This is a genomic window from Micromonospora sp. WMMD1120, from assembly GCF_029626235.1.
In the GTDB taxonomy this organism is placed as follows: domain Bacteria; phylum Actinomycetota; class Actinomycetes; order Mycobacteriales; family Micromonosporaceae; genus Micromonospora.
In genome coordinates this window covers 3,066,976-3,092,470 of sequence record NZ_JARUBO010000005.1, presented here as the reverse complement: position 1 = coordinate 3,092,470, position 25,495 = coordinate 3,066,976, and the positions used below count along the sequence as shown (strand labels likewise).

22 protein-coding genes are annotated in these 25,495 nt (G+C 71.8%); 9 read left to right on the top strand and 13 right to left on the bottom strand.

Annotation, left to right across the window (positions count from 1 at the left end; translation table 11 throughout):
• Positions 1-43 precede the first annotated feature (43 nt).
• The 6 genes from O7634_RS14620 to O7634_RS14595 all read right to left on the bottom strand — a co-directional run bounded on the left by O7634_RS14620 (position 44) and on the right by O7634_RS14595 (position 7,168).
• Positions 44-373 carry a phospholipase gene (locus tag O7634_RS14620; RefSeq protein WP_278150672.1) on the bottom strand — a complete coding sequence of 110 codons (330 nt, stop codon included), beginning with the start codon at positions 371-373 and terminating at the stop codon, positions 44-46.
• On the bottom strand, positions 373-1,767 hold the full coding sequence (locus O7634_RS14615) for a DUF4331 domain-containing protein (protein WP_278150671.1): 1,395 nt from the start codon (positions 1,765-1,767) through the stop codon (positions 373-375). The genes O7634_RS14620 and O7634_RS14615 overlap by 1 nt, the downstream gene beginning before the upstream one ends.
• 51 nt (positions 1,768-1,818) lie before the next feature.
• Positions 1,819-2,097, bottom strand: a complete 279-nt coding sequence (locus O7634_RS14610) for a hypothetical protein (protein WP_278150670.1) — start codon at positions 2,095-2,097, stop codon at positions 1,819-1,821.
• A 160-nt stretch (positions 2,098-2,257) separates the two neighbouring features.
• A complete protein-coding gene (locus O7634_RS14605; protein WP_278150669.1) occupies positions 2,258-4,801 on the bottom strand; it encodes a bifunctional FO biosynthesis protein CofGH in 2,544 nt (847 codons plus the stop codon).
• Between the two features lie 138 nt (positions 4,802-4,939).
• Entirely contained in the window at positions 4,940-5,905 is a 966-nt protein-coding gene (locus O7634_RS14600) for an IS30 family transposase (RefSeq protein WP_347404255.1), read from the bottom strand.
• 246 nt (positions 5,906-6,151) lie between these two features.
• Complete coding sequence (locus tag O7634_RS14595; protein WP_278150668.1) at positions 6,152-7,168, bottom strand: hypothetical protein; 1,017 nt, start codon at positions 7,166-7,168, stop codon at positions 6,152-6,154.
• A 100-nt stretch (positions 7,169-7,268) separates the two neighbouring features.
• Between O7634_RS14595 and cofD the strand changes: the two genes are divergently transcribed.
• Together cofD and O7634_RS14585 are read left to right on the top strand one after the other, a co-directional pair.
• Positions 7,269-8,216 (top strand): 2-phospho-L-lactate transferase, encoded by a 948-nt coding sequence (cofD, locus tag O7634_RS14590; protein WP_278150667.1) that lies wholly within the window; start codon positions 7,269-7,271, stop codon positions 8,214-8,216.
• Positions 8,213-9,298 (top strand): coenzyme F420-0:L-glutamate ligase, encoded by a 1,086-nt coding sequence (locus tag O7634_RS14585; RefSeq protein WP_278150666.1) that lies wholly within the window; start codon positions 8,213-8,215, stop codon positions 9,296-9,298. Before cofD ends, O7634_RS14585 begins: the two co-directional genes overlap by 4 nt.
• A gap of 98 nt (positions 9,299-9,396) precedes the next feature.
• Here the strand turns inward: O7634_RS14585 and O7634_RS14580 are convergent, their stop codons facing one another.
• Complete coding sequence (locus O7634_RS14580; protein WP_278150665.1) at positions 9,397-10,395, bottom strand: winged helix-turn-helix domain-containing protein; 999 nt, start codon at positions 10,393-10,395, stop codon at positions 9,397-9,399.
• A 346-nt stretch (positions 10,396-10,741) separates the two neighbouring features.
• Here O7634_RS14580 and O7634_RS14575 point away from each other — a divergent pair, with 346 nt between their 5' ends.
• Positions 10,742-11,338, top strand: coding sequence for an NUDIX domain-containing protein (locus tag O7634_RS14575; RefSeq protein ID WP_278153975.1), 597 nt, complete (start codon positions 10,742-10,744; stop codon positions 11,336-11,338).
• Here O7634_RS14575 and O7634_RS14570 read toward each other — a convergent pair.
• Positions 11,307-12,398: a sugar phosphate nucleotidyltransferase gene (locus tag O7634_RS14570; RefSeq protein WP_278150664.1), complete on the bottom strand. Its 1,092-nt coding sequence runs from the start codon at positions 12,396-12,398 to the stop codon at positions 11,307-11,309. The genes O7634_RS14575 and O7634_RS14570 overlap by 32 nt on opposite strands.
• A 62-nt stretch (positions 12,399-12,460) precedes the next feature.
• Complete coding sequence (locus O7634_RS14565) at positions 12,461-13,606, bottom strand: glycosyltransferase family 1 protein (RefSeq protein ID WP_278150663.1); 1,146 nt, start codon at positions 13,604-13,606, stop codon at positions 12,461-12,463.
• 154 nt (positions 13,607-13,760) lie between these two features.
• Between O7634_RS14565 and O7634_RS14560 the strand changes: the two genes are divergently transcribed.
• Positions 13,761-14,450: a TIGR03089 family protein gene (locus tag O7634_RS14560; RefSeq protein ID WP_278150662.1), complete on the top strand. Its 690-nt coding sequence runs from the start codon at positions 13,761-13,763 to the stop codon at positions 14,448-14,450.
• Positions 14,451-14,619: 169 nt separating this feature from the next.
• On the opposite strand, the gene O7634_RS14555 is transcribed toward O7634_RS14560, so the two are convergent.
• Both O7634_RS14555 and O7634_RS14550 read right to left on the bottom strand, forming a co-directional pair.
• Complete coding sequence (locus O7634_RS14555) at positions 14,620-16,629, bottom strand: acetoacetate--CoA ligase (RefSeq protein WP_278150661.1); 2,010 nt, start codon at positions 16,627-16,629, stop codon at positions 14,620-14,622.
• A 143-nt stretch (positions 16,630-16,772) separates the two neighbouring features.
• Positions 16,773-17,291, bottom strand: coding sequence for a hotdog domain-containing protein (locus tag O7634_RS14550; protein WP_278150660.1), 519 nt, complete (start codon positions 17,289-17,291; stop codon positions 16,773-16,775).
• A 23-nt stretch (positions 17,292-17,314) separates the two neighbouring features.
• Between O7634_RS14550 and O7634_RS14545 the strand changes: the two genes are divergently transcribed.
• Positions 17,315-17,992: a hypothetical protein gene (locus O7634_RS14545; RefSeq protein ID WP_278150659.1), complete on the top strand. Its 678-nt coding sequence runs from the start codon at positions 17,315-17,317 to the stop codon at positions 17,990-17,992.
• A 48-nt stretch (positions 17,993-18,040) separates the two neighbouring features.
• Here the strand turns inward: O7634_RS14545 and O7634_RS14540 are convergent, their stop codons facing one another.
• The gene (locus O7634_RS14540; protein WP_278153974.1) at positions 18,041-19,261 is read right to left on the bottom strand and encodes a multidrug effflux MFS transporter; all 1,221 of its coding nucleotides are present in this window, start codon (positions 19,259-19,261) and stop codon (positions 18,041-18,043) included.
• A 378-nt stretch (positions 19,262-19,639) separates the two neighbouring features.
• On the opposite strand from O7634_RS14540, the gene O7634_RS14535 reads away from it, so the two are divergent.
• The 3 genes from O7634_RS14535 to O7634_RS14525 are packed head-to-tail and all read left to right on the top strand — an operon-like array spanning position 19,640 to position 22,532.
• A complete protein-coding gene (locus O7634_RS14535) occupies positions 19,640-20,053 on the top strand; it encodes a hypothetical protein (RefSeq protein ID WP_278150658.1) in 414 nt (137 codons plus the stop codon).
• Positions 20,050-20,631: an RNA polymerase sigma factor gene (locus O7634_RS14530; RefSeq protein ID WP_278150657.1), complete on the top strand. Its 582-nt coding sequence runs from the start codon at positions 20,050-20,052 to the stop codon at positions 20,629-20,631. The genes O7634_RS14535 and O7634_RS14530 overlap by 4 nt, the downstream gene beginning before the upstream one ends.
• Positions 20,628-22,532: a GGDEF domain-containing phosphodiesterase gene (locus tag O7634_RS14525; RefSeq protein ID WP_278150656.1), complete on the top strand. Its 1,905-nt coding sequence runs from the start codon at positions 20,628-20,630 to the stop codon at positions 22,530-22,532. Before O7634_RS14530 ends, O7634_RS14525 begins: the two co-directional genes overlap by 4 nt.
• A 70-nt stretch (positions 22,533-22,602) precedes the next feature.
• On the opposite strand, the gene O7634_RS14520 is transcribed toward O7634_RS14525, so the two are convergent.
• On the bottom strand, positions 22,603-23,772 hold the full coding sequence (locus tag O7634_RS14520; RefSeq protein WP_278150655.1) for an acyl-CoA dehydrogenase family protein: 1,170 nt from the start codon (positions 23,770-23,772) through the stop codon (positions 22,603-22,605).
• A gap of 249 nt (positions 23,773-24,021) precedes the next feature.
• Here O7634_RS14520 and O7634_RS14515 point away from each other — a divergent pair, with 249 nt between their 5' ends.
• Positions 24,022-25,449 carry a UDP-glucose/GDP-mannose dehydrogenase family protein gene (locus O7634_RS14515; RefSeq protein ID WP_278150654.1) on the top strand — a complete coding sequence of 476 codons (1,428 nt, stop codon included), beginning with the start codon at positions 24,022-24,024 and terminating at the stop codon, positions 25,447-25,449.
• The last annotated feature ends 46 nt before the right edge of the window (positions 25,450-25,495 follow it).

The window sequence follows — 25,495 nt, the reverse complement described above, 5'->3', positions numbered from 1 at the left end:
CACGATGTGGACGGGGCGCGGTCGGTACGGAGGCGCGAACGGATCAGCCGGCGACCTCAAAAGCGCTGCTCGGCCACGTGAACTCGGCTATCTCTCCACCATGGACAGAAATCGTCCCGGCGGGCGTACGGTCGTCCCACCAAACGGTATAGGTGCCGCCGGGCAGCTCGGGATAGAGCGCACTGTGGAACGAGCCGTCCCGCACCCGACGTTCCCGCACCGCCGAGTGAACCCGCCGCTCGTCGCCACGACTGATCTCGATCTCCCGGCCCCGCAGATCGGGGCTCGTGTAGATGATCAGAGCGCCGGTGTCGCCGCCCAGTTCGAGAACGACAGTGCCGGTCTCGGTGGGTCCGTACGCGTGCTCGTGCATCAGGCACCCGCCGGCGGGTTGTTGAACCCGTCGTACGGCGTACCCAGGTAGGGGAAGCCTGCCAGGAACGGCGCGGTGACGTCGGCGGCGCTCAACCCCGGGGTGACCGCGGCGGCCGCCGCGTCGGGTCGGAACGTCTTGTCCACCAGCGGCACCGTCACCCCGGCGATCGCCCGCAGCGCGATGCTGACCACGTCGTCGCCGACCCGCCGCCCGTTCGGGAAGCCGGCCAGGTCGCCGCCGAGCACCCCGAACCGGTCGGGGCGTCGGTTCGGGGCGATCGCGGTGTTCAGCCGCAGCATGTCGGCCTGTACGTCGCCGGTCGTGTTGGTGAAGCCGTCGATCAGCCCGGCGGGCACGCCGGTGAGCAAGATCGCCACCAGGTCGGCGCGGGCCTTCTTGGACTTGTTGAGTTTGTCCAGGTTGGGGAAGACGTCCGGGTAGAGCGCCGGCAGCAGCGCGGCCAACTCCGGTTGCTCGACGAACTGCGCGAACCGCTTGTCCTCCGAGGGCGGCAGCGAGTTCCACAGGTCCTTCTTGGACATGGGCACGACGACCTCGTTGAACAGCGGATTTCCCAGCCGGGAGACCTGGGTGAACGGGCCGGTGGCGGTGTCCGCGCCGCCCCGGTCGCCGCGTACGCGCACCTGCCGGCGCGAGGCCGAGGTCCACACCCCGATGACCGACGCCCGATCGCCGGCACCGTACCGCTTGGCCGCCCGGCGCACCCGCTCCAGCGGCACCTGTACGGCAATGCTGTGCACGTTCATCCGGTCGGTGGCGTTGACCGGCTCACCCTCGGCCTTGAAGATCTTCTTTCCGGCGACGTGCAGCTGCTGGAACGGCCGCAGCGTCCCGAGGTCGAAGATCGCCCCCAGGTCGACGAAGAAGCCGTCGGCGCGCTGCCCGGCGAAGACCCGCTCGCCGGTGGAGAGCGAGAACGTCGCCTGTCGCACCAGCTCGGCGTACTTCGGGGTGGAGAGCGGGCCGACGTTGCACGGCGGGCAGGGCAGCTTGTGCGCCAGCCGGTGCGCACGACCGTCGGCGACCCTCGTCAGGCTGTAGAACTGCCGCCGGTTCCAGGTCTTGCTGTCGAGCGAGTCGATCGGGCCGGTGTTGTAGAGAAAGCTGTTCGGGTTGGTGATCTCGGTGGTGAATTCGAACCGGTAGGTGACATCCGGACGGCCGTCGCCGTCGTTGTCGATATGGATCTCGTACCGCACGTCGTCGCCGAACTCGAAGAAGTTCGGGCCCCCGGACGGGAGCTGCAACGGCACGTAGTTGGCGATCAGCGTGACCGTGTCGGGTTTGTCGGGGCTGACGAACGCGTACAGGTCGGAGCTGTCGGCGACCGGATCCTTGGCGATCTCCGGAGCCTCGCGGTGGGAAGACATGGCGGACCAACCTCACTGGGCGGAAGACGGGATGGCGGGTGCTGTGGCGGGTCAGCGCCGGGCGGCGCGCCGCAGCCGGTCCGCCAGGCCGCGGTCGCGTACCTCGATCCGGGACTCGCCGACGAAGATGTCCATCGTCCCGGAGTCGCCGTCGCGCAGGTGCACGACCATCGGTTCGTCGGCACGTCCGGCCGCGCCCGGGGCGTTCTGCGCGGCCGACAGGCCCGGCACGGTGAGCGCGGCGGCGCCGAGGGTGGCGCTGGCCGCGGCGGTCAACGTCTGCCGGCGGGTCAGTCGCGGCCACTGCCGCTTCCGCTGATCACTGGTCATGGGCAACCTTTCGGCGGCGGCGCGGACGCGCCCGCGGAGACGGACCGGGTCCGGCGCGTCCGGTGACGCCGCCGGGCCCCGGAGGGGTGCCGGCGGCGATCCTCGCCGCGACCGCCACCGGCATCGCGTGGTACGGCCGGCGGCGGGGAAAGGTTCGACGTCAGTGTCGGGCGTGACCGTACGCAGTCGACCGCTTGCGCGCCGGACGGCCGGCGGCCGTCGCGATGGCCCGCAACTGCTCCTCGGTACGCGCGGAACCGTTGCCGGAACCGGCCATCCGGGAGATGGTCTCCTCCATCAGCGTGCCGCCGAGGTCGTTGCAGCCGCCCTGGAGCATCGCCACGGTGCCCTCGTCGCCGAGCTTCACCCAGGAGCACTGGATGTTGTCGATCCGGCCGTGCAGCAGCAGCCGGGACATCGCGTGCACCACCCGGTTCTCCCGCCAGGTCGGCCCGGGACGGGCGATGCCCGCCAGGTAGATCGGGGCGTTGGTGTGCACGAACGGCAGCGCCACGAACTCGGTGAACCCGCCGGTGCGGTCCTGCACGCCGGCCAGCACCCGGAAGTGCGCGAGCCACTGCCCGGGGTGGTCGACGTGGCCGTACATCATCGTGGAGCTGGACCGGATGCCCAGCTCGTGGGCCGTGCTGACCACCTCGACCCAGGCGGCGGCCGGCAGTTTGCCCTTGGTCAACACCCAGCGCACGTCGTCGTCGAGGATCTCCGCGGCGGTCCCGGGGATGGTGTCCAGGCCGGCCTCGCGGAGCTGCGTCAGCCACTCGCGCACCGGCACGCCGGCCTTGGCGGCGGCGGTGACGATCTCCATCGGGGAGAACGCGTGCACGTGCATCTCTGGCACCCGGGCCTTGATGGCGCGCACGATGTCGGCGTACCCGGTGATCGGCATCTTCGGGTCGATGCCACCCTGGAGGCAGACCTCGCTCGCGCCGGCCGCCCACGCCTCAGCGGCCCGGTCGGCGACCTGCTCGACGGAGAGCCGGTACGCGTCGGCATCCCGCTCGCGCTGCGCGAACGCGCAGAACCGGCAGCCCACGTAGCAGACGTTACTGAAGTTGATGTTGCGGTTGACCACGTAGGTGACGTCGTCGCCGACCGCCGCGCGGCGAACGTCGTCGGCGAGCCGGCACAGCTCGTCGAGCGCCGACCCGTCCGCCCCGAACAGCGCCAGCGCCGCGTCGGTGTGCCGGGGTTCGAGCAGCGCGGCCGGGTCGTCGGCGGCGATCCGCAGCCCGGCCGCCAGGTCCCGGTCCGCGCCGGTCCCGGCCGTCATCGGGGGTACGCCCGCACGCCGCGCGGTCGCCTCGGGCGCGACCTTGCCGGCCACAGCGGCCCAGTCGCCGTAGACGCTGTCGAAGTCGCCCCGCCGGTCGTCGGTCCGACCGGTGGTATCGATGGTGGCGTGCAGGTCGGTCCGGCCGCCGAACACCTCCTCCGGCTCCTGCCACGGGCGGCCCACCGGGCGGGCCTCCTCGATGGCGAGCCCGGTCTGCGGGTCCGCCAGCGCCATGACATGCGGCAACAAGCGCGGATCGAGCCAGGGGTCGCCGGCGCGCACGTACTCCGGGTAGATCGTCAGACGCTCCCGCAGCGTGAACCCGGCCCGCGCGCTGTGCCGGGCCAACTCCTCGATCTGCGGCCAGGGGCGCTCCGGGTTGACGTGGTCCGGGGTCAGCGGGGAGACGCCGCCCCAGTCGTCGATGCCGGCGCGCAGCAGCAGGTCGTACTCGCCGGCGATCAGGTTCGGCGGCGCCTGGATCCGGGCCTTCGGGCCGAGCAGCAGCCGGGCCACCGCCACAGTGGCGGCCAGGTCGTGCAGCTCCGCGTCGGGCATGCCGCGCATCGCGGTGTCCGGCTTGGCCCGGAAGTTCTGCACGATCACCTCCTGGAGGTGCCCGTACTCCCGATGGGCGCGACGGATCGCGAAGAGCGCGTCCACCCGCTCCGCCGGGGTCTCCCCGATGCCGATCAGGATGCCGGTGGTGAACGGCACCCCGACCCGGCCGGCGTCCTCCAGCACCCGCAACCGGACCGCCGGCTCCTTGTCCGGTGAGCCGAAGTGCGGGCCGCCCGGCTCGGACCACAGCCGGGTCGCCGTCGTCTCCAGCATCATGCCCATGCTCGGCGCGACCGGCTTGAGCCGCTGCAACTCCGACCAGGACAGCACCCCCGGGTTCAGGTGCGGCAACAGCCCGGTCTCCTCCAGCACCGCCACCGCGCAGGCCCGCAGGTAGTCGAGCGTCGAGTCGTAGCCGCGCTCGTCCAACCAGGTCCGGGCCGCCGGCCAGCGCTCCTCCGGCCGGTCACCCAGGGTGAACAGCGCCTCCTTGCACCCCTGCGCGGCACCCTCCCGGGCGATCGCGAGGACCTCGTCCCGGTCCAGGAACGGCGCCGGCAGCCGGTGCGGCACCGTCGCGAACGTGCAGTAGTGGCAGCGGTCCCGGCAGAGCCGGGTCAGCGGGATGAAGACCTTCTTCGAGTACGTGACCACGCCCGGCCGCCCGGCCTCGCGCAGCCCGGCGTCGCGGATCCCCCCGGCCAGCCGGAGCAGCTCGTCGAGCGCGTCACCACGAGCGGACAGCAGCGCCGTCGCCTCGTCGACGTCCAGCGCCCGCCCGTTGGCGGCCCGGCCCAGCGCCCGCCGTACGCCAGCCGCGCCCGGCCCGGAGTCGATCCGATCAACCATCCACTCAGCCTATGCCCACCCGAACCCACCCCCCGGCCCCCCGGCCCTTCCCCCGGCCCTTCCCCCGGCCCTTCCCCCGGTTGATCATGAAGTTATCGCCACGACACGCCGCTTGGGGTCAAGGGGTGAGTGCAATCGTTAGGCGGCGATGAGGTGGTCTAGGCGTTCGGCTGGGGTTGCCCAGTCGAGTGTTTGGCGGGGGCGGGTGTTCAGTTCGTGGGCGATCTCGTCGAGGCCGCTCTGGTTGATGCTGCGGAAGTCGTAGCTGCCTTTGGGGAAGTACTGACGTAGCAGGCCGTTGGTGTTCTCGTTGCTGCCGCGTTGCCAGGGGCTGTGGGGGTCGCAGAAGTAGACCGGGCAGCCGGTGGCGACGGTGAAGACCGCGTGGGCGGCCATCTCGCTGCCTTGGTCCCAGGTCAGTGAGCGGCGTAGGTGCGTCGGTAGTCGGGCGGCGAGGTCGGTGAGCACGCCGATGACGGCTTCGGTGTCACGCCCGTGCGGCAGCGCGCCGAGCATCACGTAGCGGGTGGCGCGTTCGACCAGTGTCACGATCGCCGAGCGGCCGCCCTTGCCGATGACCAGATCACCTTCCCAGTGACCCGGCACGGCCCGGTCGGTGGCCTCGGCGGGCCGGTTACTGATGTGCAGGTCCCCGATCCAGGGGCGGCGGCCCCGATCCGCTGCCGCCAGCCGCGACTGGGCACGCCGGTCGGCGCGTCCCGAGCGCAGAGCGACCTGCCGAGTCAACTCCTCCCGCAGGCTGCCCCGCGACTGAACGTAGATCGCCTGGTAGATCGTCTCGTGAGACACCTGCAACTCCGGCCGGTCAGCGAACATGGCCCGCAGCCACGCGGCGATCTGCGTCGGAGACCACCTACGCGCCAGTCTGCCCCGCACCACCTGCCGCAGCCGCGTCCCGGCCCCCAACTTCGTCGCCTTCGGCCGACGCCGCGCCGCGTCAGCACGCCGCTGCGCCCACTGCGCCTGATACCCCCACCGATACGGCGCCCGAGCCCGCCCCGACGGCAACGACCGCCCCAACGGGTTCTTCGTCCCATGCCGGGCACTGTGATACCGGCCCACCTCCCGCGAGACCGTGCTCACCGACACCCCAAGCACACCCGCGATCTGCGAAATCGTCCGCCCTGCCCCCCACAGATGCTCCAACACCTGCCGATGCCCAAACGTCACCACACCCGGCCTCGCCACCAGCACCCCCAGCCCAACCAAGATCAGTTGCACTGAAGCCTAGAAACCACCCCGTGCGGACGGACCATAACTTCATGATCAACCGGGGAGGGCGGGGCAGGGGGGCAGGGGGCAGGGGGCAGGGGTGGGCAGGGCAGGGGGTTAGCCGGGTTGGTCGGGGTGTTCGCCGGGCTTGATGTGCTGGGTGCGGTCGTCGTCCGGGTCGGCAGCGGGGCGCGAGATCACCTCGGTCGGATCTGCGGTCTGGCGCGGGATGGACTGCGTCGGGTCGGCCGACGGTGGCTGCCCGAACGGTGGCGCGGCCGGGGCAGCCGGGGCGGGCGGAGTGGCCGGAGACGGCGGGGCGGACTGCGGCGCCGGCGTGGACGGCGGGAATGGTGGGGCCGACTGCGGAAACGGCGGGCTCGACTGCGGGAACGGTGGGGCCGACTGCGGCGCCTGGAACGGTGGCGACGGCTGGGCGTACGGGCCGGGGAACTGCCCCGACGGGTAGCTGCCCGGCTGGCCGGGGGCCGGGTAGCCGCCCGGCTGGCCGGCGGTGGGCCAGGCGCCCGCCTGCTGACCACCGGACTGACCCGGGGCCGGCCAACCGCCCTGCGGCTGCGGCCAACCAGGCTGCGGCTGACCGGACTGCGGCTGACCGGGCTGCGGCTGGCCGTAGACGCCCGGCTGCGGCTTGGGGCGGGGCACGTAGTAGTGCGCCCGCCACACGGTGTAGACCACCCAGGCGGCAACCGCGAAGATCACCATCCAGGCGAACCGGCTGAGCACGCCGAGTAGCGCGTCCAGCACCTCGGCCTGGGCCAGGCGGCCGACCGTCCAGATCAGCACGGTCAGCGTGCCGAACAGCGCGCTGACCGCGTACTCGACGAGGGCGGCCTGGGTGATCAGCTTCGCCTTCGGCAGTACCGGCGAGATGTGCGTGGCCAGCAGGACGGCCAACAGCGGGAGGACCACCGCCTCCAGCCCGATGAACGCCCAGAAGGCGTTCCCCGCGCCGTTGGTGGCGTCCTCCGAGGCCATCCAGCGGAGCAGGCCCACGAAGAGGAACACGGCGTTCGCGCCGAGCAGCGCGAGCGCGGCCAGTTCACGAAGCGGCTTGGTCAGCTGACGGGCCTGCGACGCGTCGGACGACGTGGGCTCGGCGGGGCTGGTCACGAACACTCCCCCTAGGGCATTGAGCGGACAGGGTGCACGTGAGCCTAGTCTCCCGGGCCGCCGACGGATCGGAGGCGTCACGTGCGCGAGGATGGTCGACATGCGCATCGTGGTTCTGGCCGGCGGCATCGGCGGCGCCCGGTTCCTGCTCGGCGTGCGGGCGTACGCCCGTGCTGTCGGCGCGGAGGTGACCGCCGTTGTCAACGTCGGCGACGACCTGTGGCTGCACGGGTTGAAGATCTGTCCCGACCTGGACAGCGTCATGTACACCCTCGGGGGCGGCGCCGACCCGGAGCGGGGCTGGGGTCGGGTCGGCGAGAGCTGGACGGTCAAGGAGGAGCTGGCCGCGTACGGGGCGCAGCCGACCTGGTTCGGGCTCGGTGACAAGGACATCGCGACGCACCTGGTGCGGTCCACCATGCTCAACGGCGGTTACCCGCTGAGCGCCGTCACCGAGGCGTTGTCCAATCGCTGGCAGCCGGGCGTACGTCTGCTCCCGGCGACCGACGACCGCCTGGAGACCCACGCGGTGGTGGAGGACGAGCAGGGGCAGCGGGCGATCCACTTCCAGGAGTGGTGGGTACGCTACCGGGCCGAGATCCTGACCCACCGCTTCGTCTTCGTCGGCGCGGAGGCGGCGAAGCCGGCGCCCGGTGTGCTCGACGCGATCGGCTCCGCCGACCTGGTGCTCGTGGCGCCCAGCAACCCGGTGGTGAGTGTCGCGCCGGTCCTGGCCGTACCCGGGGTGCGCGAGGCGGTGGCGAACGCGCCGGCACCGGTGGTGGGCGTCGCACCGATCATCGGTGGCGCTCCGGTCCGGGGAATGGCGGACCGGTGTCTCGCCGTGCTCGGTGTCGAGTGCAGCGCGGCCGGTGTGGGCCGGATGTACGGCGGTCGGGCGAACGGCGGCCTGCTCGACGGCTGGCTGGTGGCCGAGGAGGACGCCGGCACCGTGGTCCCCGACGTGACGGTCCGCGCGGTGCCGCTGCGGATGACCGATGAGGCGGCGACGGCGGCGATGGTGCGTGCGGCGGTGGAGTTGACATGAGGCTGGAGATCCTGCCGGTGCTCGGCATCGGCCACGTGACCGAGGGCGACGACCTGGCCGCGATGATCGCGACCTCCGCGCCGTGGCTGCGCGACGACGACGTGCTGGTGGTGACCAGCAAGATCGTCTCCAAGGCGGAGGGTCGGCTGGTCGACGTCCCCGCGGACGGTCCGGAGCGGCTGGCCGCCCGGGAGGAGGTCCTGGCCGGCGAGACCGCCCGGACGGTCGCGAGCCGGGGGGCGACCCGGATCGTGCAGACCCACCACGGCTTCGTGATGGCCTCCGCGGGGATCGACGCCTCGAACGTGGACAAGACCCAACTGGTGCTGCTGCCGGTCGATCCGGACGCCTCGGCGCGGGCTCTGCGCGACGCTCTGCGGGAGCGCTACGACCTGGACGTCGCCGTGATCATCAGCGACACGATGGGCCGACCCTGGCGCAACGGGCTCACCGACGTGGCGCTCGGCGTGGCCGGCATGCCGGCGATCCGCGACCACCGGGGCGAGGTCGACCCGTACGGCAACGAGTTGCAGTTGACCCAGATGGCGGTGGTGGACGAGCTGGCCGGCGCCGGTGAGCTGATCAAGGGCAAGTGCGATCAGGTGCCGGTCGCCGTGGTGCGGGGCTACCCGCCCGCCACCGGCCGGGACGACACCGGCGGCGCGCGGGCGCTGGTCCGCGACGCGACGCAGGACCTCTTCTCGCTCGGCACCGCGGAGGCCCGCGCCTCCGGCCTGACCGACGCCGCCACGCTGACCGACGGTCAGGGCCCGTCGCCGGCCGACCTGGCCGCGGTACGACGGGCCATCGACACGGTGGCCGAGGTGGTCGCCCCCGGCACCGTCTTCACACTTGTCGACGAAGCCGAGGTACGCGCCGGACTGGTCGCCGAGATGCCCGGTTGGCCGGACGGCGCCACGCTGCTGCTCGGCTCGCCTCCGACGCCCGTCGAACCGATGGGGCTGGTCCGTTTCGGTGCCGACCTGCACCGACTGCGCGTCGCCCTCGCCGCCGAGGGCGTCGGGTCGACGCTGTTGCCGCCGCCCCCGGGCAGCCCGGCCAGCGCCGCCCTCGCCCTCTGAGCGACGACCGGCCGGTCGTCCCGTGCCCGCCCAGCCCTCGGGGCCTGCCCGCTCAGCCTTCGGGGGCAGCACCATGATCCGGGGGCGGGACGGTCGGGTCAGGCGTCCAGCATGGCCCGGCCCAGCGGGGTGAGCGTGTGCAGCACGCTGTTGCGTTCCCGGTGGCTGACCAGGAGGCCGGCCTTACGCAGCACCGTGGCGTGCTGGCTCGCCGCCGCCGGTGAGATGTGGAGTTTCCGGGCGACCTCGCCGGTGGTGCACCCCTCGTCGGTGGCCTGCAACACCGCCGCCCGGGTACGGCCGAGCAGCGCGGCCAGTGAGTCGCTGTTGCCTCCCGCCGAGGCCGCTCCGACCCGGTCGACGGACGCCAGCCCGCCCAACCGGTCGACCGGGTAGACGAGCACCGGCGGCAGCGCGGGGTCGAGCAGCGCGACAGGGGTGGCCGCGCAGAAGAACGACGGCACGAGCAGCAGCCCTCGACCGTCCAGGTGCAGCTCCCGGCTGTAGGGATAGTTGTGGACCTCCAGCACCCCGTGCTCCCAGCGCATCGCCGGCCGGAGGCTGGTGAGCAGGCCCTCGACGCCGCCGTCGAGCAGCGCCCGCGCCCGGCGCGCGCGGTCCGCCGCGACAGCGGCCTGGATCCGGTTCCAGTACGGGCTGATCGCCACGGACCGGTACTGCTCCATCGACTCGGCGAGGTGGTGCAGCGCCGTCACCTCGCCCCGGGCCAGCGCGGTTGCCGACGAGGGCAGTTGCCTCTCGCCGGCGAGCAGTGTCAGGTCCCGGCGCAGCAGCTCGATGGGGGTGCGGCGCAGCGCGTCCAGCCCGGCCTCGAAGCCGTCGACACTCTCGTACGGGGTGAGGAAGTCGGGGAAGTAGCCGCGCGGCGGGCTCAGCGCGTAAAGGAGCCGGTGCTGCTCCGTGGCGGCGTCCTGCCGCAGCTCCCGCGAGACGCTGCGCCGCCAGTCAGCGGTCAGCGGATCGCGGTCGCGACCGCGCAGCACGTGCAGGCTGAGGACCAGCTCCCAGACCGGGTCCGCCGCCGGCGCCACCCGGGTCCGGAGGATGTCCTCCCCGGAAAAGTGGATCTTCAGCATGGGGTGCTCCAGTGTCGCCGCCAGGGGGATGCCGGCTGACCAGCTCGACTCTACCTGGCCGGCACTAATCTCCATCTTTAAGCCAGGGCTGAAAAACCTCGACGCATTCGGGGCCGGTTCGGCATGCTTCCAGTGCCCGAACACGGTGCCGGCGCGTCCTCGACGCCCCCGGCGCCCGGGCACGCCGGGCCAGGGGGGGCGGCCCCGGTGATCGGACGGCACCACGAGGGTCTGCGGCCCTTGGTCCGCGGAGGTGCCGTCCGGTCATCCCGAGTGATTTCGACTGGCCCCCGGGGCGCTGCCCGACGACCGGCGCGCGCGCTCGTAGAGTGGCGACGTGCCCGACATCGCGATCACCGAATCGACAGCCGCCGAGGCGTACGCCGCGCTGCACGCCGACGCCACCGCGCTGCTCCGTGACTGGCGGCCCACCCGCCCGGAGGCGGCCGACGCGCGGGACCGGACCCTGGCGCTGCTGGCCGCCGGACCGATCGCGATGAGCCGGCAGCACCGTCCGGGGCACGTCACCGCCAGCGCGTTGGTGCTGGACGCCACCGGCTCGCGGGTGCTGCTCTGCCTGCACGCCAAGTTCAGCCGGTGGGTGCAGCTCGGCGGGCACTGCGAGCCGGTCGACCGGACGCTCGTCGCCGCCGCCCTACGGGAGGCGACCGAGGAGTCGGGAATCGCCGGGCTGCGCATCGACCCGGTGCCGATCGACGTGGACGTGCACGAGGTGCGGTGCCAGGGCGGCTCGCTCCACCACGACGTACGCTTCGCCGTGCTCGCGCCGCCGGCGGCGGTGGAGCAGGTCAGCAACGAGGCCGAGGAACTGGGCTGGTTCCCGCCGGACGAGCTGCCCGAGCCGCTGGCCGGTGGGACCGCCCAGTTGGTCGCACCGGCCCTCTCCGCCCTCAGACGTAGCCCTCTTCGCCTCGCTCCTTGAGCTCGTCCACAAGGGTCTTGACGTCCTGGGCCCGGTCCCGCGGGCAGACCAGCACCGCGTCGGGGGTGTCCACCACGATCAGGTCGCGCAGCCCGAGAACGGCCACCAACCGACCCGACTGGGGGACGACCACCAGGTCGCTGCTGTCCCGCAGCAGCACACCCGGCTTCGCCTCGGTGCCGAGCACCACGTTGCCCGCGTCGTCGGCGGGCAACACGTCACCGAGGGTGTGGAAGTCGCCGACGTCGTTCCAGCCGAAGTCGCCCGGCACCGTCGCGACGCGACCGGCGGTGGCAGCGCCCTCCATCACCGCGTAGTCGACGGAGATCTTCAGCAAAGTCGGCCAGATCGCGCCCAGGACCTCGTCCTGCTCCGGAGTGCCCCAGGCGGCGGCGATCGCCGTCACGCCCGCGTGCAGCGCCGGCTGCTGCCGGGCCAGCTCGGCGAGGAACACGTCCACCCGCCACACGAACATGCTCGCGTTCCACAGGTGCCGGCCGGAACGGACGTACGCCTCGGCGACCTCCGCGCCCGGCTTCTCCTTGAACTCGGCCACCGCCCGCCACGGCGAACCCTCGGTCGCGTCGCCGGTCTCCAGGTAGCCGTAGCCGGTCTCGGCCCGGGTCGGGGTGATCCCGACGGTCATCAGCAGGCCCTGCTCGGCGCCGCGGACCGCCTCCTGCACGGTGCGGACCCAGCTGTCCGGGTCGCGGATCAGGTGGTCCGCGGCGAAGCTGCCCATCACCGCCTCCGGGTCGCGTACCGCGATCACCGCCGCGGCCAGCGCGATCGCCGCGCAGGAGTCCCGGGGCGACGGTTCGACCAGGATGTTCTCCTCCGGCAGGCCGGTGAGCTGCCGCGCGACGGCCGTGACGTGCGCCGCGCCGGTGACCACGAGGGTCCGCTCCGGTGTGGTCAGCGGCGCGAGCCGTTGCACCGTCGCCTGAAGCAACGACGCGCTGGTGCCGGTCAGCGGATGGAGGAACTTGGGGTGGCCAGCGCGGGACAACGGCCACAACCTTGTGCCGCTGCCACCTGCCGGAATGACCGCATAAAGCATCCGCACATCATGCCCGACGTGCCTGCCCGTAGTGGCACGGGTCACGATCAGGGGCGCGGGTTTCAGGCGCGGGCGCGACTCCAGGCGGCGATGTGCACCTCGGCGCTGGACTCCCAGGTGAACTCCTTGGCCCGGTCGACCCCCGCCTTCGCCAGCGACAGCCGTCGCTGCTCGTCGTCGAGCAGGGCGGCCAGGTCCGTGCCGATCTGCTCCGGGTCCTCCGAGGTGTACGCGACAGCGTCGCCACCCACCTCGGGCAGGGATAGCCGGGGCGTGGTCAGCACCGGGGCGGCGCACGCCATCGCCTCCAGGATCGGCAGCCCGAACCCCTCGCCGTACGACGGGTAGGCGGCGACCAGCGCACCGCCGAGGAAGCCCGGCAGGTCGCCGTAGCGCAGGTAGCCGGGGCGCAGCAGGCGCAGGTGCGACGGGACCTCGGCCACCGCCCGGTCGATGTCGTCGTCGTGCCCCTGCCCACCGGCGATCACCAGGGCGGGCGGGTCCGTCCGGTCGGCCACCGCCCGCGCCCACCCACGGATCAGGTTGGGCACGTTCTTGCGCGGCTCCTTGGCGCCGAGGAAGGCGACGTAACTGCTGCTGCCCAAACCGAGACGGGCCCGGACGCGGGCCTTCTCCTCCTCGGTGGGGGCGTGGAAGGCCGCCTGGTCGACACCGTGGTAGGCCACGTCGATGCGGGTCGGGTCGGCGTCCAGCAGGCGGATCAGCTCGTCCCGGGTCGCCTTGCTCGGCACGATCACCCGGTCGGCGCGGCGCAGCGAGGTCTTGATGGCGCTGCGGAAGAAGGTGCGCCGCGACTTGTCGTAATGCTCCGGCTCGGTGAAGAACGTCGCGTCGTGCACGGTGACCGTGACCGGACACCCGGCCCGCAACGGGCAGGTGTAGAAGGGCGAGTGGAGCACCTGCGCGCCCACCTGCTGGGCGAGCAGCGGCAGGCCGGTCTGCTCCCAGGCGAGCCGGGCCGGACGGTGCGCCACCGCGGCCGGGGCGGGGATGATCTCCGCGCCGGGCAGCATCCGGGTGTAGCGCTCCAGGTCGGTGCGGAGGCTGACCACCGCCAGCTCCACCCCCGACCCGCACACCTTGCCAAGGGCACCGAGCAGGCCATCGACGTATCGACCGACGCCACCACGGTCGGCGGGGACACTCGTGGCGTCGATGAGCACGCGGGGCGGGCGACCGGCGGTCACGGGGCGACTCCTTGCACTGGCGGGTCTGTGGGGAACAACACTCCGGGGGTCAAGCCTACGCCGGGACGCGCGGCCCACGCTGACTGCGACCCGACCGTACGCCGACTTGTCATCGTCATCGAGTACGGCCCGTGCTGGCGTATCGTTCGCGCCGATGGCCGACGACATTGCCCGGGTGTTCGCCGACGCGTTCGCGACCGACCCGACCCGACCGCTGCTCACCTGGTACGACGACGCCACCGGCGACCGCACCGAACTCTCCGGCGTCACCCTCGCCAACTGGGTGGCGAAGACCGCCAACCTCCTCGTCGACGAGGTGGGCCTCGCGCCGGGCACCGAGGCCGGCGTGTTGTTGCCGCCGCACTGGCAGACCGCCGCGGTGCTGCTGGGCTGCTGGTCGGCCAAGCTCGGCGTCGTCGACAGGCCGGGGGACGTCGACGTCCTCTTCGCCGCCGCCGACCGGTTCGACGAGGCCCAGTCCTGGTCGGCCGACGAACGGTACGCCCTCGGCCTGGCCCCGCTGGCCGCCCCGCTCCGGCAGGTGCCGCCCGGGTTCGTCGACTACGTGGTCGAGGTACGCCGCCACGGTGACCACTTCCGTCCGCAACCCGGGCCCGGCCCCACCGACGCGCACCTGCTGGCCCGCGCCGAGGCCCGCGCCACCGAGTTGGGCATCGAGCCCGGCGCGCGGATCCTGGTCGACACCGCCCGCTACCCCGACCCGGTGGACTGGCTCCTGGCCCCGCTGACCCGGGCCGCCACCGTCGTCCTCTGCGCCAACCTGGCCCAGGACAAGCTCCCCACCCGCCTGGCCACCGAGAAGGTCACCCACCCCCTCCCGTAACCCCACCCCACCCGCAGTGCCCCCGCCCCGCTGATGCCCCGCCCCGCCCCGCCGATCTTGCACTTTCTGTTGCCGAAATGCGCGGAGTACCCCTTATGCCGCAGCAGAAAGTGCAAGATCGCGACGACAAGAGGGGGCGCGGCGGCGCGCGAGGGCGCGAGGGGGGTGGTTAGGCGGGGGCGCTGGTGTTGGGGCGGCGTTGCGCCAGGGTTGCGAAGGCGGTCAGGGACTCGGGGTTGGCCAGGGCGCCCTTGGCAGCGGCCTGGTCGACGGGAGTGCCGGTGAGGATCTTCTTGACCGGCACCTCCAGCTTCTTCGCCGAGAGGGTACGGGGCACCGACCGCACCTGGTGGATCTCGTCCGGCACGTGCCGGGGGGAGAGCGCGGTCCGCAGTTCACGGCAGATCTTCGCGCGCATCGGGTCGTCCAACTCCAGACCCTCGGCCAGCACCACGAAGAGCAGCAGCTCGCCGGCGCCGCCCTCGTCGTCCTCCAGGTGTACGACGACGGAGTCGAGCACCTCGTCGAGCCCTTCGACCACCGAGTAGAACTCGGCGGTGCCCAGCCGCACGCCACCACGGTTCAGCGTGGCGTCGGAGCGCCCGGTGATCACGCAGCCACCCCGCTCGTTGATGGTGATCCAGTCGCCGTGCCGCCAGACGCCCGGGTAGACGTCGAAGTACGCCTCGGCGTAGCGGGTGCCGTCGGTGTCGTTCCAGAAGCCCACCGGCATGCTCGGCATCGGCTCGGTGATCACCAGCTCGCCGAGTTCACCGATCACCGGCGTGCCGTCGGCCGAGCGGGCCTCCACCTTCGCGCCGAGCGCCCGACAGGCGATCTCGCCGGCGTACACCGGGAGCAGCGGCACCCCGCCGACGAAGCCGGTGCACACGTCGGTGCCGCCGGACAGCGACTGGAGTTGGAGGTGGTCGCCCACCGTCTCGTACACCCAGTGGAAGCCCTCGGCGGGCAGCGGCGCACCGGTGGAGCCCACGCCGCGCAGCGCGGACAGGTCGGCGACGTCCCGGGGCACCAGCCCGGCCTTGCGGCAGGCCAGGAGGAACGGCGCGGAGGTGCCGAAGTACGTGGTGCCGGTCTCCGCGGCCAGCCGCCACAGCCCACCGAGGTCCGGCTCGGCCGGGCGGCCGGGTTCCGCCCGGACCCCCGGGTTGCCGTCGAACAGCACGATGGCCGCGCCCACCGCCGGCCCGGAGACCAGGAAGTTCCACATCATCCAGCCGGTGGTGGTGAACCAGAAGAACCGGTCCGCCGGGCCGAGGTCGTGGTGCAGGGCGAGCATCTTGAGGTGCTCCAGCAGGATGCCGCCGTGGCCGTGCACGATCGGCTTGGGCAGCCCGGTCGTACCCGAGGAGTAGAGCACGTAGAGCGGGTGGTCGAACGGCACCGGCGTGAACGTCAACGGCTCGTCGGTGGGCGCGGCCAGGTCGGCCCAGCTCAGTGCGTCGTCCTCGGGGACCGCGGCCGGGTCCAGGTAACCGATGCCGACGGTGTGCCGCAGCGACGGCAGGGCGGCCCGGATCGCGGCGACCTCGGCCCGCCGGTCCACCGGCTTGTCCCCGTACCGGTAGCCGTCCACGGCGACCAGCACCGTGGGCTCGATCTGCCGCCAGCGGTCGGTGACGCTGCGGGTGCCGAACTCGGGCGCACAGGACGAGAAGATCGCGCCCAGGCTGGCGGTGGCCAGCAACAGCACGTACGTCTCGGGGATGTTCGGGGCGTACGCCGCGACCCGGTCCCCGGCGGTGACGCCGAGCCGGCGCAGCCCGGCCGACACGCGGCGGACCTCGTCGCGTAGTTCCGCCGCGGTCAGCGTGACCGGCTCCCGGGTCTGCCCGTGCGCGATCACCACCGGGTCGTCATCCGCCCGTCCCGGCATGCGCAGCACGTTCTCCGCGTAGTTGAGCGTCGCCCCGGGAAACCAGCGGGCGCCGGGCATGGCCCGCTCGGCCAGGGTGGCGGTCGGCGGGGTGTGCGCGACGACAGCGAAGTGGTCCCAGATCGAGCGCCAGAACGCGTCCAGGTCGGTGGTGGACCAGCGCCACAGCGCGTCGTAGTCGGCGAAGTCCAGCCCACGGTGCTCGCGCAGCCAGCGCAGGTAGCCGCCGATCCGGGACCTGTCGCGTACGTCCGCCGGCGGCGCCCACAGCATGTCACCCACTGCTCCACCCCTCCCCTGGCCCGGCACGACACTGTGCGTGGGCCGTGGCGCCATCTTGCCCTACCTCGAAGCGCCATTCTGCGCACCGGGTACGCGTACCGACGCGTGCCCGTCCCACACTGGGCGGGTCCGCCTCATGTGGGTCAACCCGCCCGGTGGGCCTGGATGGCGCGGCGACGGGCCAGCCGGTGCGCACGGCGGATCTCCGCCTCCTTGAACCGGCGCTCGTCCTCGGCCGTCTCCGGCAGCACCGGGCGGACCGCGCGCGGCGCGCCGCCGACGTCCACGCCGACGAAGACCAGGTACGCGGTGGCCACCCGGACCGGCGCGTCCTCGGCCGAGTCCCAGCGTTCGGCGACCACCCGGACGCCCACCTCCATCGAGGTCTGGCCGGTCCAGTTCACCTGCGCGTGCGCGTGCACGAGGTCGCCGACCCGGACGGCCTCGGAGAAGACGATCTCGTCGATCGCCGCTGTCACAGCGGTTCCGCCGCTGTGCCGTGCGGCGGCCGCCCCGGCCACGTCGTCGACGAACTTCATCAGGACCCCGCCGTGCACGGTGCCGTACAGGTTGACGTCCACCGCGGTCATGATCTTACTGAGAGTGACGCGCGAGTACGACGTCGGCTTGCCGTTCGGTGCGGCGGAGAGGTGCTCAGTCATGCCGGAAACGGTACGGTGCGCGGATGCGACATCTCTGGAGCTTCCTCGCCGGGTTGGTGGTGGCGCCCATCACCTGGGTGCTGGTCACACTCGGGCAGGACGGGTCGAGCCGGACGGTCGACCGCTGGGTGGAGATCGGCACGTTCAACACCGCCAACCTGATCGAGCCGGCCGTTTATCTGGGTGTCGGCGGTGTCCTGCTGGGCCTGCTCGGCACGTTGCGCGTCTCGCCGCTGGGCCCGCTGGTGGCCGGGGCGCTGCTGGTCACCCCGTACATCGGGATGTTCGTGGCACCCTTCTCGACGCGGGACGCGATCCCGCACGAGTGGAAGGTGTTCGGCGATCCGTTGCCGCTGCGGTTGCCCGTGGAGAACGGCACGCTCTTCCTGATCGGTCTCCTGCTGCTGATGGCGACCTTCAGCGTGCAGCGGTGGCGGCCCTGGCCGAGCCCGACGGTCGCGACGACGCCCGCGCCCGCGCCGACGCCGGACGCCGGCCCCGGCAAGGACGACTTCACGTTGACCGACTGGCCGTCGCCCGCCGCCACGGAGCGGGACACCCCACCCGTCACTCTCGGTTACCCGGCCGACCCGACCCCGACCGAGCCGCTGCCCCGTCGGGTGGGTGGCGAGTCGCCCTGGTCCGCCCCGCCGCGCGGCCAGTCGCGCCCGGAGGACGAAACCACCACCGAGATCCGCTGATCGTCGGGGCGGGCCGGGTGACCGGCCCGCCCTCCGTTCGAAGCTCCGCTAGTGCGCGGCGACCGCCAGTTCCGGATCGACGGCGCCGAGGCTGGCGCGGGGCACGACGAGAAGCATCACGGCCAGCGCGGCGGCCATACCACCGGCGATGACGATCGCCATCGGCACGCTCCCGGTGCCGAAGAGGCCGGCGAGCGGCGCGGACAGCGCACCGATGCCGAACTGCACCGCGCCGAGCAGCGCCGCGGCCGTGCCGGCGGCCTCGCTGTGCCGGCTCATCGCCAGCGCCGGCGCGTTCGGTAGGGCCAGGCCGGCGGCGGCCAGGACCAGCCACAGGGACGCGAGCAGGGTGCCCAGGCCACCGAAGCCGGTCGCCGCGAACAGGACCAGCAGCAGCCCGGCCGCCGTTCCGGCGATCAGGGCGCTGACCAGGATCTGCTGTGGGGTGTAGCGGCGCAGCAGCCGGACGTTGAACTGGGTGGCCCCGATCAGGCCCACCGCGCCGGCACCGAAGGCCACCCCGAACTGCTGCTCGTCGAGGCCGTACTCCTGTTGGAGCACGAACGACGAACCCGAGACGTACCCGAACAGGGCCGCCATCGCCAGGCCGGCGACCAGCACCAGGCCGACGAACGCGCGGTCGTTGAACAGCCCCCGGTAATCGCGCATCGTGGCGCCGACCCCGCCGTGTCGGCGACGGGCGACCGGAAGCGTCTCCGGCAGCCGGAACGCGGCGACGACGATCAGCAGCACACCGAGCACCGCCAGCGCCGCGAAGACACCCCGCCAGTCGGTCCAGCTCAGTAGGGCACTGCCGAGCGTCGGCGCGAGGATGGGCGCCAGGCCCATGACGAGCATCAGGCGGGAGAAGATCCGGGCGAAGGAGGTGCCGCTGAACAGGTCGCGGACGACGGCCGTCGCGACGACGGTGGCGGCCGCGACGCCGAGCCCCTGCAGGACGCGCAGCGCGCCGAGCACGGCGATGGTGGGCGCGAACACGCACAGCACGGACGCCACGATGTGCGCGGCCAGCCCGGCCAGCAGCGGTAGCCGCCGACCGACCACGTCGGAGAGCGGACCGATCAGCAACTGACCCACCGCGAGGCCGATCAACGTGCCGGTCAGCGTCAACTGCACAGCGGTCTCGGTGGTCTCCAGGCCGGACGTGATCGCCGGCAGCGCCGGCAGATACATGTCGATGGTCAACGGCCCAATCGCGATCAGCGCGCCCAGCACGAGGACGAGCTGCGTCCGTTGGCGATTGGTCATCAGGTCGCCGGGCAGCACGTCCCCGGTCGCCGGGTCGTGTTCGGTCTTCTCCACCAACTGCTTCATCATCTCGATCTCTGTCATGGGGCGGGCACGCCTGCGCCGTGCGGGCGGGGCAGGGCAGGGCAGGGCGGGGCGGGGCAGGACGGGGCAGGAAAGATTCTTTCGCGTTTCGACAACGTCGTAGCGGCCGCGCACGATCCCCACGTGTGCGGGATCACGACGTCGGGGACGCCACCAACGCAGAATGAGCGCAATTCGCGTTAGATGAAATTCCCATTTATGGCCGAGCACCATCAGCCGCGTTGTAGCTACAGAGCGTGTCATTCACGTTTTCGCTCCCTAGCCGACGAACGTACCGTCTATTGTGGTCGAAAGGTGGATCAGCCGCAGCTCAGCACCCACACGCTGATCATGCACACAGATTTGACCACCGTCGCCACCTACATTCGCGCCTTCCACAGAGAGTTATATGCGGAACGGCAACTACGGATGCGTGAGGCGAGGATGAACGATCATTTGCGAGGGCTCCTTCCTGATGGCTCGATCGTCATGCTGGTGGGAATGGTGGCCGGGGTGGTGATCGGGCTGGTCCGTGCCTACCTCCGGCACCGCACCCGGATCCACGCGGAGCGGGAGCTGTCCGCGCGTACGGCGGCCCGCGCCGCCGGCCTGATCACCCTGGTCAGTGGCCGCCACGAGAACATCAAGATCGATGAACGGGACCGCGACGGGCACCGTGTCGTGGAGCTGCGGGGGCCGCAGCGGACCAGCGACAAGGAGGCGGCGTGATCAGGAACAGCTCCGCCGCGACCCGCGCCGCGACCCGCTCGACGGAGCCGACGCGGGCCGAGCTCGACGCCAGCTTCGCCACCTTCTGCGACGACAACTTCCTACAGGTCGAGCGCTTCCTGCGCGCCCGTTGCGCGGACCGGGACCTGGTGGACGAGGCCATCCAGGAGACGTTCATCACCGCCCGGGCCAAGTGGGCCCAGATCCGCGGCTTCGAGAAGCCCCTGGCGTGGGTGTTCAAGACCGCGCGGCACAAGCTCCTGGGACAGCAGACCCGGCGGACCCGCACCAACACGACCACGACGAACCTGGACGAGCTGCCACCCGAACTCCTCACCCAGCCGACCGACCCCCGGGAAGCGGACGAGCTTCTCGTCGCGTGGCTCCAGCAACTCCCGCCACGCCAGGCAGAGGTCTTCGTCCTCTTCTTCGACGGCTGGTGTGACCTCGACATCGCCAAGATGCTGGGCCTCGCCCACACCACCGTCCGCGCCTACAAGCAGCAGGCGCGTCAGCACCTCCAGCGCCTCGCGGAACAGGCCGGGTTCCACAAGCCGCCGACGGGGAGGCCATCGTGAACCTCGACGACATCCTGGCTCTCGCGGCCCAGCGTGCCGCCACTCCCCTGGAACGCGCGCGGGCCCGGCGGGCCAGCCGGCAGATCCAGCAGGCCTACTCCCACGCCGTGACGGCCGGGCGAGATCTCGTCGTGGACGTCGACCCGCACGACCCGCTGAACACCGACGCCGACGAGGCCGCCCGGATCGCCCGCGCGGCCCAACTGGCGAAGCTGGGCACCATCACCTGGATCTCCGCCACCGGGGAAATCTCCTGGTCGGACGAGATGTCCCTCATCCTCGGGTGCGCTCCCGGGACGATCCGGCCCTCCACCGATCTGCTCTTCGATCTGGTCCATGCCGAGGACGCGCCCGGCGTCAGGCGGACCATCCACGCGGCGTGGCGGGAGCAGACCGTCAAGGAGACGACGTACCGGGTGGTCCGGCCGGACGGCACCACCAGGTACGTGCACTGCTACATCGAGGTCCTGATCGACCGGTTCGACCAGCCGCACGGCATCATCGGCACCGGCCAGGACGTCACCGACCTGGAGTTGGCCCGTCAGGAGCGGGACCGGCTCGCCCGCCGGTGTGAGACCGCACGGATCGAGCTGATCAGCCGTGACCCGGCGACCGGCCTGCTGACCCGCCCCCGCTTCGCCGACGAGGTCGACCGGACCCAACGCGGCGGATCGGGCGTCCTGCTGGTGGTGGCCGCCGAGCCGCTGAACCTACCGAACTCGGGTCACGACCACGCGGCCCAGGACCGCCTCGCCGCCGCGATAGCCGGCGTGGTGAAGAACGTGGCCCGGCGGACCGCCGTCTGTGGGCTGGTCGGCCCCGGCGAGTTCGGCGTCCTCCTGCACAACACCACGATGACGTCGGCCACCACCATCGCGGAGAGCATCATCGAGAGCCTGCGCGGTCACTCCTTCGTCATCGGACAGCACCGCGAACGGGTACGCCTCGACGCCTGGGGCGGTCTCGTCCGGTACCAGGACGGCGACGACAGCAGGGGCTTCGATCTGCTCGTCGACGCCGAGAGCGCATGGCGACAGGCCAAACGGCAGGGCCTGGCGCTGACCGTGCTGCGCCAGCCGGCCCGTCCCGAGGATCGGCAGGAGACCTGCCGCAGCAGAATTCGCGCCGCGGTCGCCGGCAACAGTTTCGCGCTCTACGCCCAACCGATCCTCGACCTGAGCCTCAACCAGATCACCCGTCAGGAGATCCTGCTTCGCGTACTCGACGGCACCGGCCAGCCGGTCGCGCCGTCGGCGTTCCTGGACGTCGCCGAGCGGGTCGACGAGATCTGGCCGATAGACCGCTGGGTCATCGACCACACCATGGAGCTGATCGCACACGGACCGCAGACATCGCACTATCAGGTGAACGTCTCGGGCCGCTCGCTGGGCGACCCGCACCTACTGGAGCATGTCCACGCCGTCGTGAAACGGCATGCCATCGACCCGTCGCAGATCACCTTCGAGATCACCGAAACGGCGTTGATCGGCAACCTGACCCAGGCGATCGACTTCGCCTGCGGGATCCGGGACATCGGTTGTCGGCTGGCCCTCGACGACTTCGGCTCCGGGTACGGCACGTTCACCTACCTGAAGTACTTCCCGATCGACCTGGTGAAGATCGACGGCGACTTCATCAGCAAGATCGAGGAGTCCCGACCCGATCAGGTGATCGTCCGCTCGTTCGTCGACATGTGCCGCGGGTTGGGGATCCGGACCGCCGCCGAGTTCGTCGGGAACGACGCCACCCTCAGCCTGCTGCGCGACTACGGCGTGGACTTCGCACAGGGCTACGCCGTGGGCAAGCCGACCCCGGTGGGCAACCCGCACCGCGCCCTACTGGGCTCCGCCGAGATCGAGAGGGCCGAGTTGGGCACCGCGCCGCGTACGGCGATCGGTTGACCGATCGCACGGGCGACCGCCGCGACGACCCGGGACCGTCCGGCGGCCGCCCACCGCAGGGCCACAGCCCTTAGCCGACGTCGGCCAGGAGCTGTCGCGCCATGACGATTCGCTGCACCTGGTTCGTACCCTCGTAGATCTGGGTGATCTTGGCGTCCCGCATCATCCGCTCGACCGGGTAGTCCCGCGTGTAGCCGTAGCCACCGAGCAACTGGACCGCGTCGGTGGTGATCTCCATGGCGGCGTCCGACGCGAAGCACTTGGCCGCCGCGCCGAAGTAGGTGAGGTCCGCGTCGCCACGCTCGGACCTGCCGGCCGCGGCGTACGTCAACTGGCGGGCCGCCTCCAGCTTCATGCCCATGTCGGCGAGCATGAACTGGACGCCCTGGAACTCGGCGACCGCCTTGCCGAACTGGCGGCGCTCGGCGGCGTACCCCTTGGCGTAGTCGAGCGCGCCCTGCGCGATCCCGACGGCCTGGGCGGCGATGGTGACCCGGGTGTGGTCGAGCGTCTTCATCGCGGTGGCGAAGCCGGTGCCCTCCTCGCCGATCATGCGGTCCGCCGGGACCCGGACGTTGTCGAGGTAGACCTCGCGGGTGGGCGAACCCTTGATCCCGAGCTTCTTCTCCGGGGCGCCGAAGCTGACCCCGGGATCGGACTTCTCGACCACGAAGGCCGAGATGCCCCGGGACCGCGCCGTCGGGTCGGTGACGGCGAAGACGGTGTAGAACTCGGACACCCCGGCGTTGGTGATCCAGCGCTTCACGCCGTTGAGCACCCAGTGATCCCCGTCACGCACGGCCCGGGTGGTCATCGAGACGGCGTCGCTGCCCGCCTCCGGCTCGGAGAGACAGTAGGAGAACATGGCGTCACCGGCGGCGACCGGCGTCAGGTAACGGCGCTTGAGGTCCGCGGAACCGGACAACAACAGCGGCATGGTGCCGAGCTTGTTGACCGCCGGGATCAGCGAGGAGGACGCGCAGGCGCGGGCCACCTCCTCGATCACGATGGCGGTGGCCAGCGCGTCGGCGCCCGCGCCGCCGTACTCCTCGGGGATGTGCGGGGCGTGGAAGTCGGCGGCCCGCAGCGCGTCGTAGGACGCCTTGGGGAACTCCCCGGTCTCGTCCGCCTCGGCGGCGTGCGGAGCCACCTTGGCGGCGCAGACCTCACGCACCGCTTCCCGGATCGCCTGGTGCTCCTCGGGCAACCCGTAGACGTCGAACGACTCCCCTGCGGCCATCTCAGCTCTCCCCTTCACCGCTATCATGCGCAGTCTGTGACGACTCCTGACCGCCGACCGCGCAGACTGAAGACTAGCGACTGCAGTTCAGGTGATGTTACCGGCGCGTAGGTATGGGCGTGAGGGTGTACCCACGCGCTGGGCGATGATGGAGCCGAGACAGTGAGCCACCCCTCCGGTGCCCCGCCCAGGCGCCGCAGCAGAATGCGACGCGACGACGCGGCGCCAGTGCGAGCGGAGAAGACAGGCGTGACGATCCCCTACCCCACCATCCAGCCGACCCCCGCCATCGCCGCGGTGACTCCGCCTTCGGGCGCGCCCCGGCCGCGGGTGACGTTCCTGGGGACCGGCTACCTCGGCGCGACGTACGCCATCTGCTACGCCGAACTCGGGTACGAGGTGCTCGGCTTCGACGTCGACGCCGACAAGATCGCGATGCTGAACGCCGGCCAGGTGCCGATCCACGAGCCCGGCCTGGACGAACTGCTGCGTCGTAACCTCGCCGCCGGCCGTCTCCGGTTCAGCACCGACATCGCCGAGACCGCCGACTTCGGCGACGTGCACTTCATCTGCGTCGGCACCCCGCAGCGGGCCGACGGCATGGGCGCCGACCTCTCGTACGTCGAGGCGTCGGTCACCAGTCTCGCGCAGCACCTGACCCGCAAGGCGTTGATCGTCGGCAAGTCCACCGTGCCGGTCGGGACCGCCGAGTGGGTGGAGCAGCTCGTCGGCAAGCACACCCCGCAGGACCTGGACGTCGAGGTGGCGTGGAGCCCCGAGTTCCTCCAGGAGGGCTTCGCCGTCGACGACGTCCTGCGACCCAACCGGATCGTCGTCGGCGTCAAGAGCGAGTGGGCCAACGGCATGCTCTACGCCGCGCACAAGGGCGTGTTCGACCTGGCCGCCACCGAGGACCGCGAGGTTCCCCTGGTGGTCACCGACTTCGCCACCGCCGAGCTGGTCAAGGTCGCCGCGAACGCCTTCCTGGCCACCAAGATCTCGTTCATCAACGCGATGGCCGAGGTCTGCGAGGCGTCCGGCGGCGACGTGACCCAGCTCGCCCGCGCGATCGGCTACGACCCGCGGATCGGCAACCGGTTCCTCCAGGCCGGCCTCGGGTTCGGCGGCGCCTGCCTGCCCAAGGACATCCGCGCGTTCCAGGCCCGCGCCCAGGAGCTGGGCGCCGGCGAGGCGCTGCGCTTCCTGCACGAGGTCGACCTGATCAACCTGCGCCGCCGTACCCGGGTGCTCCAGCTCGCCGCCGACCTGCTCGGCCGTCGCTCCGGCCCGGCCGGCCCGGACTTCTCCGGCACCCGGATCGCCGTGCTCGGCGCGACCTTCAAGCCCAACACCGACGACGTCCGCGACGCCCCGGCGCTCGCCGTCGCCGCGCTGCTGCACAAGGCCGGCGCCGAGGTGCACGTGTACGACCCGCAGGGCACCGAGAACGCCCGCCGCGCGGTCCCCGAGCTGACCTACGAGGACGGCATCAACGAGGCGGTCAGCGGCGCCGACCTGGTCTGCGTCCTCACCGAGTGGGCCGACTTCCGCAACGCCGACCCGGTGGCCCTCGGCGAGCTGGTCAACGGCCGCAAGGTCGTCGACGGCCGCAACTGCCTCGACTCGACGATGTGGACCCAGGCCGGCTGGGAGTACCGGGGCATGGGCCGCCCCTGATCCGCGCGACGGTCACCGGCCGGTCGTCGACCACCTCGACGGCCGG